The organism is Mesorhizobium shangrilense (genome assembly GCF_028826155.1).
Taxonomy (GTDB): domain Bacteria; phylum Pseudomonadota; class Alphaproteobacteria; order Rhizobiales; family Rhizobiaceae; genus Arvimicrobium; species Arvimicrobium flavum.
The window spans coordinates 202,803-219,490 of sequence record NZ_JAQGPN010000001.1 but is presented as its reverse complement, the minus strand read 5'-3'; the positions used below and the strand labels follow the sequence as shown (position 1 = coordinate 219,490).

Genomic DNA, 16,688 nt, shown 5'->3' with positions numbered 1-16,688 from the left:
GACACCAGATCGGCGATTGCCGGTCATGCGGCGCGTCTGGATCGCAGGGGAAATCGCAACCCCCAGCGATCCGCGAACGCTTCAAGGTCGCGCCCGGTCGGCTGGCCGGTCAATGCGATGGTCTGGAAGTCATGACGATATTCGTCGTTGCGGCGCAGGTATTCCCAAGCGAAACCAGCGGCAGGGACGTGTTTTGTATGCCCGTATGCCGCCGGTGATCGCCAATCGATGCTGAGCATGGCGTCACCTCCCCAAGCCGGGATGCTGGGCAGCGCCCGGCAAAGAGAGGTTCAAGGATCATGGGAAATATAGAAGCCGCTCAAAGCAGATACCTTGAGCGGCTAACCCGATCATTTTTGGTATTTTTGGCTTGGCGACAGCCGGTGATTTCGCGACGCGTGCCCGTATGAGCACGAACAGGCAGTCATGTTTTCACCTGTTGGAAAACACATGCACCTCACCGTGCGCAGTTTCGATGGTGAACAGGTCGCCGCCCATCTCAGCGTCGCGCGCCATCGCCTGCCAATCGACATAGTAGCGTAGCGCCTCGGGGATCGTGACGCTCTCGGTGGTCAATTCCTCCATGTAGTCGGCGAGACTGGAGAACTGACCATGATAGCAATCCTGCAAGGCGGTTTCGGCTTGTTCCATGTCGCCGCTGAACTGCTCCAGCAGGCCCGCGCCAAGTGCGCCATGTTCTGCGATGAAAGCGCCCATGCGTGCTACGGTGTCGATGCCCGCATATTCGCTGATCGCGACGCCCTCGAAGCCCTCATAATCATGGATGGCATATTCCTCCGCGTGCTCGATGGGGGACCGTGCGAGCATGGCCGAGATCTCGTCCCTGATTTCGTCCACGTCCTGATCCGCGTCGATCCACGCTCCATGCAAATAGCCGTTATTATAGGCGGCAAGGCAGGCAATATAGATGCGAGGATTGCTGTCGGCTGCGTTGGTCATGTCTCTGTTCCTTCGGGTTTCGGGTTCAGAGCAGCGAAGCGCCGCTCTTGAACCCTTGCCCGTCGGCGAGACCGGGGTAGTAAGGTGCCAGACAACTCTTTGGCACCGTGGAATAAATGGAGGGGACCCGCTTGCGGGGAGCGGGCCGTTTATGCCGCGAAAGGCCGGTGAGTTTTCTTGCGCCGCGCGAGGGCAGCGCCCTTAGAAATAGCTATCAGATGGGACGCGGCGAAAGCCGCGCCGGCCCGCAGGCGAACGCGCTCACGGATTGAGTGGTAGAGAGCTGGACGGCCGCTAGACGAATTCACGGTGTTTGCTGGCGGTAAGCATATCCTCAGGGCTGGTTTTTGTGTATCCACCGGATACACTGCAATTCATGAAAAAAGACACCGGGATGCGAATCAGGATCGAGCGCGAGCTGCGGGATGAATTCCTTGCAGCCTGTCAGGTTCTGGATCGGCCTGCCGCGCAGGTCATACGGGAGTTCATGCGCGATTTTGTCCGTAGGAACAGCGCGTCGTCGGACGCGCAACCCGCAACGAAACCGAACGCGACGACGCGCTGATGGAACACGCACGAAAGCCGGTTCCGGCGCAGCAGGTGAATGCCCGAACAGGGGCTTGGGGGAAGACATGGCCGAACAGACACTGCAATCGCTTTTGCAGACCTACCGTGATGCAGCGCGTACCGAGCGCGACAAGGGAACGTATTTTGAGCGTTTCGCCATCGCCTACCTCACCCATGATCCGATCCAGCTGGAACAGTATGAGCAGGTTCAGACTTTCAAGGATTGGGCTGACGCCAATGGCTGGGATGCCCGCGACACGGGAATCGACCTTGTAGCCAAGCTTCGCGATGAAGATGGCTTCGCCGCGATCCAGTGCAAATTTTACGATGCCGCCTACCGCATCAGGAAAGAGGATATCGACAGCTTCATATCGGCATCGGGCAAGGCCCCGTTTAGACGTCGCGTCATCATTGACAGCACTGAAAAGGCTTGGAGCGAAAACGCCGAAACCATGATCCGTGGGCAGGCCATCCCCGTCCTTCGGATCAACCTTTCGGAAATGCAGGAAAGTCCGATCCGTTGGGAAAAATTCGCCGCCAAGGGCGAAGTGGTGCTGGCGGACAAAAAGAAACTCCGCGAACATCAGCAGGATGCCTTGCGCGAGGTGCGCGCCGGACTGGCCGAAGCCGATCGCGGCAAGCTCATCATGGCCTGCGGAACAGGCAAGACCTTTGCCAGCCTCAAGATCGCCGAAGACCTGGCCGGTGAAGGAAAGCTTGTCCTGTTCCTTGTGCCGTCCCTTGCCCTGATGTCGCAGACGGTACGCGAGTGGACAGCGGACACCGAAACCCCGTTGCGATCCTTCGCGGTATGTTCCGATACGCAGGTGGGCAAGCGCCGTCAGAGCAATGATGACATTGCCGAAATCGACGTGCTGGACCTCGCGTTCCCTGCCACGACCAATGCTGCCAAGCTTTCCGAAAGCGCGGGCAAGGCCGTGCCGGACGAGATGACCGTGGTGTTTGCAACCTACCAATCCATTCAGGTTGTCGCGGACGCGCAGCAGAAGCACGGCCTGCCGGAATTCGATCTCATCGTTTGCGACGAGGCGCACCGTACCACGGGCGCAACTCTGGCGGGCGAGGACGAATCCAATTTCGTCAAAGTCCATTCCAACGACATCATTCGCGGCAGGAAGCGCCTCTATATGACGGCCACGCCGCGCATCTTCGGCGACAACGTGAAGAGCCGTGCCGATGAAGCCGATGCTGTTCTGACTTCCATGGATGACGAGAAGCTGTTCGGAAAAACACTGTTTTACCGTGGCTTCTCATGGGCGGTGCAGAACAACCTTTTGACCGACTACAAGGTTGTCGTGCTGGCAATGGATGAAGGGCTTGTCAGCTCGGCGATCCAGAAGCGCCTTGGTGACGGTAGTTCCGAGCTTGTCCTTGATGACGCGACCAAGATCATCGGCTGTTACAAAGCCCTGACCAAAGCCGACATGAAAGCCGATGTTACCACCGATCCACATCCCATGCGCCGGGCATTGGCGTTCTGCAAAGACATCCGCAGCTCCAAACTGATCCGTGACGAGTTCGGCACGGTTGTCGATGAATATCTCGACTACACCGACGAAGACGGCGCCGAAAGCAGATTGCCCCTGCGGTGCGAGATCGAACATGTTGACGGCACGTTCAACGCCAAGTCCCGTGGCGCATTACTCGACTGGCTGAAAGCCGACGCGGGCGACGATATCTGCCGTATCCTGACCAATGCGCGCTGCCTGTCCGAAGGCGTGGACGTTCCGGCGCTCGACGCCATCATGTTCCTTCATCCGCGCAAGAGTCAGATTGATGTTGTCCAATCGGTCGGGCGCGTGATGCGCCGGGCCGAGGGTAAGAAGATGGGATATGTCATCCTACCTGTTGGCGTCCCCGCAGGCGTTCCGGCGGAACAGGCGTTGAACGACAACGAGAAGTATCGCGTTGTCTGGCAAATCCTCAACGCCTTGCGCGCCCATGATGATCGGTTCGATGCGACCATCAACAAGGCATCGCTTGGGCAGGATGTCAGCAACGCGATCGAGATCATCGGCGTCACCCAGAATGCCGAATTGCAGGCAGTCACTGCCGTTGTGGAAGACCTGCCGACGCGCTCGAAGCCCGAACGGTCGGGCATCGGCACACCGGGGCGCGACCCGATCGTCACCGGCGAGGTGCAGGGCGAGCTTGCCTTCTCCGTTGACGAATTTTCCCGCGCCATCATGGCGAAGATCGTCAAGAAGTGCGGCACCCGTGATTATTGGGAAGATTGGGCGACCAACATCGCCGAAATCGCCAAGAACCATATCAGTCGTCTGAAAGGCATCCTTGCCGATCCGGACACCGGAGCCCGCCGTGCCTTCGATGAATTCCACGGCGAGCTGAAAGACGACCTCAATGACAGCATCACCGAAGATGATGCCGTCGAAATGCTGGCGCAGCACATCATCACCCGTCCGGTGTTCGAGGTGCTGTTTGAAGGCCATCAGTTCACCAGCGAAAACCCAGTCTCCCGCGCCATGCAACGTGTTCTGGACGTGCTGGACGAAGCCAATCTCGACAAGGAATCCAAAGACCTCGAAAAATTCTATGCCAGTGTGCGATTGCGCGCGTCGGGCATCACCGATCCGCAGGCCAAGCAGCGGCTGATTGTCGAGCTTTACGACAAGTTCTTCCGCAAAGCCTTCCCGCGCACGACCGAGAAATTGGGCATCGTCTATACGCCGGTCGAAATCGTGGACTTCATCATCCATTCGGTGAATGAGGTTTTGCAGCAGGAATTCGGGCAGACACTTGGCTCGGAAGGCGTCCACATCATCGACCCGTTCACGGGGACCGGCACGTTTATCACGCGCTTGCTGCAATCCGGCCTGATCGCGCCGGAGGAAATGGAACATAAGTTCCGGCATGAAATCCATGCCAACGAGATTATTTTGCTGGCCTACTACATCGCCGCCATCAACATCGAAGCGGTCTATCACGGCATCATGGGTGGCGACTATGTGCCGTTCGAGGGCATCTGCCTGACCGACACTTTCCAGATGTACGAGAGTGATGACCTGATATCGCGTTACATGCCGGATAACTCGGAACGGCGGAAGCGGCAGAAGGCCACGGACATTCGCGTGATCGTGGGGAATCCGCCGTATTCGGGACAGCAAGGTAGCGAAAACGAGAATAATAAGAATACCGTCTATCCCGGTTTGGATGCGCGAATTCGGGACACCTACGCCAAGGCTTCCAGTTCGAAGCTCGCGAAGAGCAATTACGATTCCTATGTTCGCGCCATTCGATGGGCTTCGGATAGGATCAAGGACAAGGGTGTCGTTGCATTTGTCACCAACGGCTCTTTTATCGACGCCAAGAACATGGACGGTCTGCGTAAATCTTTGACCGACGAGTTCGGCAATATCTATGTCTTTGACCTGCGCGGCGACCAGAGAACTTCCGGAGAAGCGTCCCGTCGTGAGGGTGGAAAAGTCTTTGGATCAGGTTCACGCACGCCTGTTGCTATCACGCTGATGATTAAAAGCCCTGAGATGCCACCGGCTGGCGAACTTAAATACTATGATATCGGCGACTATCTAAGCCGGGAGGAAAAGCTAAAAGTCATCGATGGCTTAGGCTCGATCGCCAGTATCAACTGGAAGCGGATTGTTCCCAACGAAAATGCGGATTGGATCAATCAGCGAGACCCGGCCTTCCAGAGCTTCCTGCCGTTGGCCGAACGCGATGGTCAAAGCGGTCAGTCTGTTTTCGTGTCAAACTCCTATGGGGTCGTCACCAACCGCGATCCATGGGTGTACAACAGTTCTATTCCTGCCCTTGAAGCGTCGGTTGGCCGTCTCGTCGTAGCGTTCAACGAAGAGAGCGAAAAGTACCGAGAAGCATGCGACGGTCTTGCCAAAGAGAGCTGGCCCGCGCTCGCGGATGTGGTGTCAAACGATCCAAAGCGCATCAGTTGGTCGCGCGCGCTTAAGAAGGATGCTGAAAGAGGTAAGCTTATCGAGTTCAATGCCGGAAGCGTCATCGCCGCTGCACACAGGCCGTTCGGACGGCAGTTTATGTATTTTGATCGCCGCCTCAACGAGATGGTCAATCTGACCAAACGGATGTTCCCGACCGCCGCCCATCAGAATGTTGTCATTTCTTGTACCGGCGTAACTGACCGTAAGGGCTTTTCCTGCCTCGTCACCGACCAAGTGCCAAGCATGCACCTGACTGACACGGGCATGTGTTATCCGCTTTACTATTATGAAGAGCGAAACAAGGCGAACGGCGATCTCTTCGAAGGTAACGCGGACGAAGCCTATGGGCGTCGTGATGGAATTTCCGACTGGTCGCTCGACCTGTTCCAGAGCTACTTTCGCGATCAGTCGATCAGCAAAGAGGATATATTCTGGTACACGTATGGCATACTTCATTCGCCGGAATATCGGCAGAATTTCCAATCCGATCTTCAAAAGGTCCATCCGCGCCTGCCTATGGCCGGTGACTTTTACGCTTTCAGGGAGGCAGGGCGCGCCCTTGGCGTCCTGCATCTGAATTTTGATGGGGTGGAGCCATACCCTGTAACATTTAAACAGGGCGATCTACGATTTGCTAACATCGGGAACCCAGAAGCGTTCTTCCGTGTAACCGGCATGAAATTTGGTGGAAAGCGAAGCTCTATCGATAAGAGTACCGTCATCTACAATGCCAACATCACCATGCAGGACATCCCGCTTGAGGCGTACGATTATGTCGTCAACGGTAAGTCTGCCCTTGAATGGGTAATGGAACGTCAGTGCGTAAAGACGGACAAGGACAGCGGCATCGAAAATGATGCTAACCGCTATGCCATCGAAACCGTTGGCAATCCGGCCTATCCGCTGGAACTTTTCCAGCGCGTCATCACCGTCAGCTTGGAGACGATGAAAATCGTCCGCAGCCTTCCGGCGTTGGATATCGGCGAATGACTATGTTCGTCATGTTGGAGGCAATTCAAATGTAAGCAGCCGCAATCGGCTGTGTCGGGAGGGCGCGGGGATGGTGCAGTCAAAATCAAGTGGGGATGGCGCAATTGCCATCCTGCCGATCCATTTTGACCTACCGTCACATGCCATACCTCTCGGTACGTTTGTGCGCACCGCCGAACAGGCGGAAACCATCATCGCCTCTTTGAATCGAGAGCTCTTTGATGGAAGGCTGAAATACGAAATTCTGGTACTTTCGCCGCAGGAAGGCTCCTTCAAAAGCAGGATCGGCGTCTATTTGCTTGGCGGCTGGATCGCTGTTTGGACATTCACGGAAAGCGATATCGGTCAGGCCTTCATCCGTGGGCTGACATTGCAGGAACCGGCGCATTGGGGCGAGCAGGCAGGTTCGCCGATCAGGGAGCAGATCGTTTCTGATGAGGATGACGAGGCCATCGGGAAAGCGGACGAAGCGCCAGAAGACGACGAAGCGAAATGCCTTGCCGCCGCTGAATTCCTTGTCGAAACGACAAAATCCTTCCTTCAAACAAATGTCGGCGAATTGGAATCGGTTGGGATAACCACGACGCGCTTCCGCGATGGATTCGCCGCACGGAACGAGTTTTACGAAGCTTGCGCCGCCACACCTGATATCCGTGCAGTTGGGTTCGAGGACGAGCCCGTTTTCCCAATCGACCGAAGCGACTTCGCACGCCTACAGGTTGTTCTCCCGCCGGTGAAGGACGAGAACGACGAGCCGTGGCAAACGGCCATTGTTGACCTCAAGGTCACGTCCCCGAATTGGGAAAGGGAAGATCGTCAGCGTGCTTGGAAGGCGAAGGACGCCAAGGGCCGCGAGCGGCTTTTCCGGATTGAAGATGAGCAGTTCTGGGGACTGGTGAAAGCCGAACAGCTCAATATCCACATCATGGACACGATCAAGGTGCAGTGGGCTTTTCAGGGAAAGGCCAATTCACCCAAGAATATCAGGGTTCTGCGCGTTCTAGAGTTCAATGGCGATGCCTTGTCTGAGCCTCTAGACGATAATGCTCTGTCTGCGGTTTTGGGTGCATTTAGCGAAATCGACGCAGATCAGGGGGACCTTTTCGCAGGCAGAGGGGGGAGCGATGAGTAGTGGACATCATTCAACAATAAAGACGACGGCCGAGTTCGAAGCGCGATCGCTGCACCTTCACACCTTGGACTCACTGTTGTCCGACCTCGTTAGCGGACGCGCGATCGTTGTTGGCGATGACCAACTCTACGCGCTACCCGACGATCGCACTCGAAGCGCGCTAGATTGGTATCGCAAACGCGGCGAGGCAAACTGGGGCGCCGCTGTGTCCGCAACTCATGCCGAGAATTTGGTTGATGCCATTCAAGGGGAGCCGATCGAACTTGAAGCTCTCCCGGCTCGCCCGCTCAACGCGAATGCTAGACGACTGACCCTACGAAAGCTGGAAGCTCATCGGTTTGCCGGGCTTCACAAATTTGGAACGCCCTCTGACCCGCCAGATAATTATATCCATGAATTCTCACCGGGTTTCACATTGTTCGAGGGGAGAAACGGATCGGGGAAAACCTCGCTCGCCAACGCGATAATCTGGGTGCTTACTGGAGAGTTACTGCGCGCGCAGCGTGAGCCGGAGTCTGCGAAAGTCGAATTTGAATGCAAAGTAGGCCCGGCGGAATCCGGCGCTGAAGCCACGATGCATCGCATTACTCCGGTAACGCCGTTGCCTGACGCGCAGAGCCATCGACCAGATAGAGATTTCGTCCACGCCGATACGTGGGTGGAGCTTACTTTCGTTGATGAAACTGGCGCCGAATTGCCTCCAATCCGGCGAACGCAGTCGAGGTCTACCCAAGGACGACTGAACGAAGTTCCGCCAGACTTATCACTTCTCGGCTTGGACCCAATTGCGGTTCGCATCGGCACGGTTATGCCAGGACTATTGTCCGTCATTCGCGTAGGCGGTGAATCGGAGTTGGGCCGCGCTGTCGGCGAACTGACTGGGCTCGCTTCTCTAATCGATCTCGCTGATCATGCTCGCCGGGCAAAACAGAAGATCGGCAAGGATTTCGTCAAGGCGAAGACCGCTGAGCTTGAGGGCTTCGATCGAAGTTATGAAACCGCTCGATCGGACTTAGCCAAGGTTCTAGAGGATCAGCCCGATCTCGCTATTCCGCAGGCTATCCCGTCGCCGTCAAACGACAAATCCATTGAGGAAGCAATTACGGGAGCCGTCAGTCATTTCGACGCTGCCAAAGCGAAGGCGTTCGAAGCGGCACAAGCGATCCTTGGCGAGCAGTTCGATCCGAACGATCGCAAGATTCAAGTCGAACTAGAACAGAATATCAGCGTCGCTCTCAGCGAGTTGGAGCGTCTCAACTTGTTGCCGTCGTTTTCGCGCCTGAAGGGACTTGGTGCGCTTGCTGCTGAGGAGTTGAAAGCTGCGGAAGACAAGCTTGAGAACATTGTACATGACGCCAAGGTTCTCGCCGAACTTGATGCCAATCCATCGTCTGCGGCAAGGGCGCGGCTGTACGCACATGTTGCGTCATGGCTTGCGGATCATCCCGATCCGAACCGCGATGATGATCTATGTGTCGTCTGTGGCCACTCCATCGGAGAAGCAATCGATCCTGTAAGCGGCAATCCTGTGGGGCAGCATCTTCATGATGCGCAGGGTAACGCGACTTTGCTCGCCCAGACGTTGGCTCGGTGGGCCAAGGCAGCCCATGCCGAACTGATAAAGAGCCTGCCACCCTCGTTGCAGTCCGAGCTGTCGCAAGACCTTCCTGATCATCCTTGTGACCTCGTTCGCATGGCAATTCTTGATGAGTTGTTCGAGGCTAGGGCCTTTAAGGGCGTTCTCGACGCGTTGCGTTCTGAAACTGCAGCCTCACTTGAGAAGGCAGTCGAGGGTCGGACCGAGCTTGTGGCAGCGCGGGAATTCTCATTGCCTCCGCATTGCGAAGATTTATCGAACGCGCTCCAGAAACTTGATGTCGCGCTGCGCTTTGCAAAGTGGCGGCAAGAGAGCGGATCGTTCCTGCGCGACCTTGCCCAGAGCGTGTTGGGCAAACGCCCAAAACAGGGCGAACCCATCAAGACGGACAATCTCACCGGAAAGCTTCTTCAACTCGACGCTATCGTGCGGCAAGCGTCGCCCATTACCAATGCTCTTGAGCTCTGCACCCGTATCAAGCGTCAGCTCGATTCAAGGCGAAGTTGCGAGAAGCGGTTGGCCGAGTACGCCATCGCTTCTGAAGCGATTGGGAATCTGCTTGAGCTGGGCACGCTGGCCGACAAGCAGATAGATCAGCTTCGGAACAAACTCAGCGAGAAGGCGGCAGCTTGGCGGAATCGCATTTATCTCGGCGCATTTCCGAGTACTGCTCATCGCCTTGTAGGCACAGCGATGGGGCGGAAGGGCGAGATCGATCTCTTTGTAGAGAGCGATGGCGTATCGGCTCCAGCGCAACACGTAGTGAACGCCTCAGCTCTGCGCGCAAGCTTGGTCGGGTTTTATTTGGCCTTTTGGGAACATGTTATCGCTGATCGTGGCGGGCTTCGGACTTTGATTCTGGACGACGCGCAAGAGTTGCTCGACGATGAAAACCGTCAACGCTTGGCAAGCGGTCTGGCAAACCTCGCTGGCAGCGCTCAGCTCATTTTAACATCTTATGATCCCCGGTTCGCGAGCTTTGTCATCCGCGCGCCTAGTCTTGCGGGTATCAAGCACTTCTCAGTCCAACCGGCGACTGTCCTTCAACCGGTTATCAGGACAACGCCCTCGCAGTCGGAGATTGCACGCAGGCACGAACTTTTCGAAGTGGATCGGAATCAAGAAGAACCCGCGCGAGATTTCGCGGATGGATGCAGAGTTTATTTAGAAGCAATGCTGGGTGATCTGTTTGACGACCCAGCGCATTCGACGTGGGCTCGGCAAAATTCCCATCCCACGCTCGCAAGCTTCGTGACGCGACTGCGCCCGCTGGTGAAAGTAAGCCCGCAAGGTATGTTTGCTTCCAACGTGTTCAGGCGTTTTGTGGATCATCCGTCGCTCGCTGATAACTCGCCGGTGCTTCAGTTGATGAACAAGGCGCATCATGGCCAACGCCATGAGATCAGGGCGGCCGAGGTTGATCAGTGCGCGGCCGATCTCGTTTTCTTGGTTGAGCAGGTCGAAAGGCTGTTCGAAGAATGCTGCCGTTGGCGCCAGCGCGACGCGCCCCCGCAACCTACCGAAGCAGTTGTGTTACCTCTACCGCTTCAATCAATGCGATCGCTCGAGCGCGATTTTTTGATTTGCCCCGATCTCGCTGCCTTCACGCATGAGACTGTGGGAGAGACTCAAGAGGCACCTGACGTTCTCAATCGTGACGTATTCGACGGTAAATCAGCCTTCTTCCTGCGCCGGGACAATTTTGGCTTCGCCGCTCCACAGGGAGCGATAGCGATCGTCGATTCTCATCCTTCGCCCGTCGATGATCGTCGGCTCGTTGTCGCGCGGCGAGAACAAGCGATCTACGCACGCCGCCTTTTAAGATCGCAAGGAAGCGATATGGTGGGCCTTACGGCGGAGATTCCTGATCCGCGGGTGAGAAGTCCGAAGTCGATTTTTGTCGAAGAAGCAAGAGTTGCACTCCACCGGGTAGTTGGGGTCATTTTTGACCATCACATTCTAGTCGAACCTGGCGGAGACGAAGCGGTTGAAGTTGATGCGTCTGCGGTGATCGAGCAGATAGAAATCGCGTTCCGGGTTGTAGATGAAAGCGCGGTTCCACTAGCACTCGAGAAACAAGTCGTTCTTGGTGGGCCGACGATCCCATTGGATCATTTGGCCAGCAATGTCGGCGCGCTTGTAGCGATTTCGCTCGAGGACGGATCGAGCGTTTTCAAGCGGATCGGCGCGGCGTTGCCTGCGCCGTTAGCGCACCTGCGACAGTTTGAGAGTATTGGAGGCTTGGGTGTCTCCCAGGTTTTTGCCGTTGGCCGCGAGCAAACCGGAATGAGGCGGGTTCGGCAAGCGCGCCGAATTATCGGGGTGCTTTATAATGTCTAGCGATGGCGCGCGACAATCATGGGGTCGAGGGTGGCAGGAATGCTTCAAGCGAGTGGAAAGCGCCTGCTTTCATAGTTCTGGTACTTCAGACCAGATAGTCCGGTCCCCGCGCCAAGGCCACCGATCATAGACATGCGACCGAGACAGAGTGGGGCGTTGGCGCGCCGAACTGCAACGAGAGTCCACAGGCGTCTCCCAGTCGTACCTGGGCCGTCAAGCACGGATCGCGGATCAGTGAAAGACGGCTCAGGTCGCATTCACGCTCTAATAGATAAGAATATGTCTTTTTTCAATGCTTTACCTGTAGAAGCGCTGTTCGGCTATAGCGTAGATGTAACTGTCATCATCACCCAGTGCGGCGCGCCAAATACCGCCGATTACCCTCTAAAATACGCTATAGTCGCCGAGCGTACGCCCTTGCATCTTGCAGAGGACGGCCCGCGCGTAGAAACGGCGGCGTTCGGCGGTGAAAAAGTTCGTATCTCGTCCGGTCGAATGATTATCGTTACAAGAACATTGCGTAGGGGCTTGGTATGGGGGGCGAGTCTTCATTTCGGTTCGCGGTCGCACACGGCAGGTGCGGACGACCCGATCGGTTAGATGCGGTCAAACACCGAGCCCATCCGCGGGCTGAAGAGCCGTTCGTATGTGCGCAGCAGGAAACCGTCGGTCATTCCGGAAACGTGGTCGCAGATCACGCGCATCTTCTCGTCGGCAGCCTCGTAGCGAGCCTTGGTGCTTTCTGGAAGCAGTGACTTGGGATCGGTCGCCAGCGCCTCGAACACGGCTACCACCATGTTCTGGCCCTTGAATTCGAGCTGCTGGACACGGGCGCTCCTGATCACTTTCTCCTTCACCGCCTTCTTCAGAGTGTTGAGGAAGGTGCTTTGCGGCTCGGGAAGATCCACCCGATAGCGCAGAAGCGGCGTCTCGAAGCCCTCTTCCGCCCTGATCCGGACCGAGGTGATGAGGTGTGTCACCATCCTGCCAATGTTTCGCTTGCGCGTCGCATCGTCACTCAGGGCCTTAACAAGGCCGGCATAGACGTCATTGCCGAAGTCCTCGCGAGTCTGGATGTAGTCGAGGAAACTCCTGCAAGATTCCTCGGGCAAAGCGGAAGCGAGGTCGTCGGCGTCCATGAGACCCATGGTTAGTGCGTCCTCAAGGTCGTGCACCCCGAAGGCGATATCGTCGGCGAGGTCCATGATGCTACAATCGAACGACTTGTGCTTGGTCTTGCCATGGTCGCCCTCAACCGGCTCCCAGGCCGTGAACAGGTCCCGCTCAACCCGGGGCACAGGGTCGAGCAGCCAGTCCACCACATCCGACTCGCTGTTGAGATAGCACTTGGGCGGACGGCAGGCCTTCCGGTTGATGAGGCGCACTACCGATGCGCCGCCTAGTAGCGCTGGCGTCAACTTTTCGTCTGTGCTGCGGACCGCGCTCATCGGCGCCGGATATTTTAGCACGCCAAGAAGAGATCGGCGGGAAAGATTGGCGCCATTACTGGCCGAGAATTTCTCAAGGCGGCTGAGGATGCGCAGGGTCTGGCCGTTGCCCTCGAACCCACCATCGCCTCGCATGGCGTAGTGGAGCGCGACCTCGCCGCCATGCCCGAAAGGGGGATGGCCGAGGTCATGCGTCGCGCCGATCGCTTGGATCATGGTAAGATTAGGAATCCACGGCGAGGCCTCGTGGTCGGGGAAGTCTTTCTTCAGCTGGAGCGTGATTCCGCCCGCTACCTGAGCCACCTCGATCGAGTGTGTAAGCCGGTTCCGGTAGAAGTCAGAGTCGCCAAGATTGAGTATTTGGGTCTTGCCTTGCAGGCGCCGGAACGATGACGAATGGATAATGCGCCCATAATCGGTAGCGGCCGCATCGCGAGCGTCGGACGTGCTCGGCTTCCACCCCTCGCGACGCGCTCCCCAGATATTGGCGTTGGGGTCGAAGATCATCGGCTTCAAGTCGTTCTTTTCCCAGAGATGCTGCTAGAAGACGAAATTCAGCTGCGGCGACTGTCTGCTGGCCTCGCGGGACCACACCCACGCGTCGAATTCTCGCCGAGAAATAGAAAGCAGGTCCGCTGCAAAACAGAACACGTTCTTTAAGAAGTCATACGCGTCGTTATTAACTCCCGATCTTAACGCAAAGGTTCTAATATGGCGATCCACTGCAATTGACTCAATTCCTACCAAACAAGCCATGTAGTCGATTGTCTTGGGCCCTACACCATTCAATGATTGGAGGTCGGCACAGAACGGCTCAGACTTGAGCGCTGTGCGCATGTCGTCTGTGGTGTCCACCTTTGCCCTATGCAGAAAGCGGACGAGGCGCTCAAAGCGCTCTATCTTGGTCGGATGCTGCCAGTTGAGCAGATGCGCCGTACTGCCCTTCTCAACGAGATTGCTGAGCGCACTTATGCGATCCGCATCAGGAAACTCCTTTAGAATGCGCCCTACGCGCGGCATGACCACCGAATGATAGCTAAGCCCTGCCTGCAGCACGGCGTCCGCGAGAAGAGCTCCAGCGTGTCTATATGTTGAGCGCCGCACAGCATATGTAGCAGGAACGCCCTGCGATGAGGCGAAATCCGCCACTCGGCGTGCCGCCTTCAAAAGCTCAAGTCGATCCGATGGAGATGGCGTCATTATAATAGTCCTGTTTGCCGAAGCGCCTCTAGGCGCTCAACACAGTTTGGGCAAGCTCCGCACGGAAGTTTGCTTGATGCTTGGCAGGAGAATGTCCTACCGATGGGTACTCCGAGGCGGATGGCCTCTTGGGCGACTTCTGTTTTTGATGAGTACCGAAAGGGTGACGTGAATCGCACCGGTCCGATGGCGTCGGTGAGTCCGTCGAGCTTGTTCATGAACTCGGCGGTGCAGTCGATCTCCTTGGCATGGTTGCTATTGATAAAGCCTGTGTAGACTTCGAGGATACCGAGTGTTTGCGCTTTTGCAGCGGCGGCGGCGTAAAACAGAAGGGTTCGATAAGGGATGTACAGATCATCATCGCGAACATCGTCATTCCAGAGGTCGGCCTCAACGATCAGTCGCGATTTTGATCCCCTAAAAAGATCTGAAAGGTTGACCCGCTCCGGACGCTTCATATCTGCGGGCAGAACTTCATTCACCCGGCTCCATTCAGTCTCGACACAGTGTTGCCCGTAGTCAAAAAACAGCGGGCTCACATTCGTTCCTTCCGCATGCAACCCAAAAGCCACGGTCGTAGAGTCCAAGCCACCAGATGCGAGAAGAATCACTTTCTTGGTCATCTATCGGCGCCCCTCTCAAGCTTCGATAAGGCGTCAAACGTGCCGTTCAAGCAGACGTCGAGATCGGACGAATAAGCGGTGCTTCCCCTAACCACCATTGTGTTCCGGTTCTCGTTACGAGGATCGAAGGTAACGACTGGCTTTCCCATTTCGATTGCAAGGCCGATCTCGACCAAAGTTCCTGGATCGCGTTCTATGGGTATTGCGAAGACCGCTGCACATTCTCGAAGTAACTGCACGTCACTAAAGTAGTAGGGTGAAAGGGACTCGATGGGTGCTTCGCGTTTTGCCTCGCCGTTTTCCTTAACCGGCCTTCTGACTCGAAAGTTATGGTATTCCAACGCAGCTACGGCGGCGTTGATCTCTATATGATCTGTGTATGAGAAATCTGGTGCGGCCAGGTAAATTTGCAGACCCGGACGCACATGCCACGGCAGGGTGACGCCGCCCAGACCGCGAACAACCTCGATTGGTATCCGGAGTTCTCGCTCGATATCGCGTTGAAGATCATCCGGCCACGTAGTCTGAGAATAGACCGTCGCAACCTGCATGCCCCGCCAAGCGGCATCTCGGGTGCTGCCGTCGAAAGTACCAAATACGGCGGTGAAGGCGTCTCCAACACCAACCGAATTCATCGTTACATCTAGTGTGGCGGTAATATACTCAATGGCGCCGGTTCTGATATCGAATAGCCTGCTGCCGCCACGATTTTCTTTCAGAAGTAGCTGCTTTGCGCCAATGCTCTTTGCTAAATCTAGCAGCGGAGCAACATCGCTCAATGCAAGTTTCGAGAACAAGGTCGAGGAGGTTGAGATCACTAGGGAGTCGATCCGACCCGCGAGCGATCGGAGGACATCCGCGCCGTCCACATCGTAGGCGGCATCGATCGTGACGCGAGCCCCTGGCTTGAGTCGATTGATCACTTCCCCCAAGTCATAGCGGCCCGGGAAGATAACGACGGGGTCAAACCGGCTCAAATCGACGTGGTCGCAACTTGGCACAACTCTCCTTTCGTCGCGGAGGATGTCTTCGTAACCTTGGTGTCCCACCTCTTTTACGTCAGCAATCGCGATAACGTTGGGTGCACCGGTTACCTCTCCCAGGAGGACAAATTCCTGACAGCCGTGCTGGCTAAGGTAATTCCTCGCTTGTTCGACCAAGTACGCCGGGCAGAATGCTCCCACGGAGTAGTTTCGCCCACTAGCCCATAGGCCGCGAGCTGCATGTACCACCCCGCCAAGCCTCACTTTTGCGTCGGTCGTGCGCGTCGGCATCGTGAAGTCAACCGTGACTTCACCGATCAGTATCGGAATTGTCTCTGGCATCTATCCAGACACAAAATCAGCTTGGACTTGGGGACTGCTGCCGTTTGAGGATACGGTCACAATACCCGTGTAGGTGAAACCATCCTGCAAGCAACGTGCAAGATAGTTGAGCCGGGTTGGTAGTGAGCCAATCGAATCCGTACCTGCAACAGCTACAACTCGGCCCCTGAGTTCAATTGTAAGCTGGGTTCCAACCGCAGGCGCAAAACCGTGATTCACATAGAAATCATGGCTGGCAACGTCCTCCAGACTCGCAGAAAATGCCTCTCCACACTTATCTGAGCCGCTGGCCCCACCGGACGATCCGCTGCCTGATGTCGTTTTCGGCTTGCCAGAATAATCACTAAAATTTCCCGATCCACTGCTACCCATCATTCCCCCACCTGTAAATATCGGGCCAGACTACCTACAGATGAGCGGCCGTATCAAGTATTCCGTTAAAAAACGCACACTATCTGCTCACGAATTTGGCGGGCTCAAGCCCATTCTCCATCCGCTCATTTTCTTCTGGCCGCTGGCTGAACGGCAGATGGCCGCCGACTTCTGCTGAAAC

The 16,688-nt window shown here is 56.2% G+C and carries 12 protein-coding genes; 6 read left to right on the top strand and 6 right to left on the bottom strand.

Annotated features, from left to right (window positions below; all coding sequences use genetic code 11):
* Window positions 1-23: 23 nt before the first annotated feature.
* Both PD284_RS01055 and PD284_RS01050 read right to left on the bottom strand, forming a co-directional pair.
* The gene (locus tag PD284_RS01055; RefSeq protein WP_274626387.1) at window positions 24-239 is read right to left on the bottom strand and encodes a transcriptional regulator domain-containing protein; all 216 of its coding nucleotides are present in this window, start codon (window positions 237-239) and stop codon (window positions 24-26) included.
* Window positions 240-432: 193 nt separating this feature from the next.
* Window positions 433-960 carry an antirestriction protein ArdA gene (locus tag PD284_RS01050; protein WP_274626386.1) on the bottom strand — a complete coding sequence of 176 codons (528 nt, stop codon included), beginning with the start codon at window positions 958-960 and terminating at the stop codon, window positions 433-435.
* Between the two features lie 376 nt (window positions 961-1,336).
* On the opposite strand from PD284_RS01050, the gene PD284_RS01045 reads away from it, so the two are divergent.
* From PD284_RS01045 to PD284_RS01025, 5 genes are all read left to right on the top strand, one after another.
* Window positions 1,337-1,525 carry a hypothetical protein gene (locus PD284_RS01045; RefSeq protein ID WP_274626385.1) on the top strand — a complete coding sequence of 63 codons (189 nt, stop codon included), beginning with the start codon at window positions 1,337-1,339 and terminating at the stop codon, window positions 1,523-1,525.
* A 67-nt stretch (window positions 1,526-1,592) separates the two neighbouring features.
* Window positions 1,593-6,470 (top strand): DEAD/DEAH box helicase, encoded by a 4,878-nt coding sequence (locus PD284_RS01040; protein ID WP_274626384.1) that lies wholly within the window; start codon window positions 1,593-1,595, stop codon window positions 6,468-6,470.
* 70 nt (window positions 6,471-6,540) lie between these two features.
* Window positions 6,541-7,602, top strand: coding sequence for a hypothetical protein (locus PD284_RS01035; protein WP_274626383.1), 1,062 nt, complete (start codon window positions 6,541-6,543; stop codon window positions 7,600-7,602).
* A gap of 76 nt (window positions 7,603-7,678) precedes the next feature.
* Window positions 7,679-11,539, top strand: coding sequence for an ATP-binding protein (locus PD284_RS01030; RefSeq protein WP_274626382.1), 3,861 nt, complete (start codon window positions 7,679-7,681; stop codon window positions 11,537-11,539).
* 234 nt (window positions 11,540-11,773) lie between these two features.
* A complete protein-coding gene (locus PD284_RS01025; protein WP_274626381.1) occupies window positions 11,774-12,139 on the top strand; it encodes a hypothetical protein in 366 nt (121 codons plus the stop codon).
* Here PD284_RS01025 and PD284_RS01020 read toward each other — a convergent pair.
* From PD284_RS01020 to PD284_RS01005, 4 genes are read right to left on the bottom strand one after another with little or no spacing between them, the layout of a single operon-like run.
* Complete coding sequence (locus PD284_RS01020) at window positions 12,136-13,494, bottom strand: anti-phage deoxyguanosine triphosphatase (RefSeq protein ID WP_274630504.1); 1,359 nt, start codon at window positions 13,492-13,494, stop codon at window positions 12,136-12,138. The two genes, PD284_RS01025 and PD284_RS01020, sit on opposite strands and share 4 nt — an antisense overlap.
* Before the next feature lie 33 nt (window positions 13,495-13,527).
* Complete coding sequence (locus PD284_RS01015) at window positions 13,528-14,136, bottom strand: HhH-GDP family DNA glycosylase (RefSeq protein ID WP_274626380.1); 609 nt, start codon at window positions 14,134-14,136, stop codon at window positions 13,528-13,530.
* A 50-nt stretch (window positions 14,137-14,186) separates the two neighbouring features.
* Window positions 14,187-14,810: a 7-cyano-7-deazaguanine synthase gene (locus PD284_RS01010; protein ID WP_274626379.1), complete on the bottom strand. Its 624-nt coding sequence runs from the start codon at window positions 14,808-14,810 to the stop codon at window positions 14,187-14,189.
* Window positions 14,807-16,135: a nucleoside 2-deoxyribosyltransferase gene (locus PD284_RS01005; RefSeq protein WP_274626378.1), complete on the bottom strand. Its 1,329-nt coding sequence runs from the start codon at window positions 16,133-16,135 to the stop codon at window positions 14,807-14,809. The genes PD284_RS01010 and PD284_RS01005 overlap by 4 nt, the downstream gene beginning before the upstream one ends.
* A gap of 412 nt (window positions 16,136-16,547) precedes the next feature.
* Here PD284_RS01005 and PD284_RS01000 point away from each other — a divergent pair, with 412 nt between their 5' ends.
* On the top strand, window positions 16,548-16,685 hold the full coding sequence (locus tag PD284_RS01000) for a hypothetical protein (RefSeq protein ID WP_274626377.1): 138 nt from the start codon (window positions 16,548-16,550) through the stop codon (window positions 16,683-16,685).
* Window positions 16,686-16,688 lie beyond the last annotated feature (3 nt).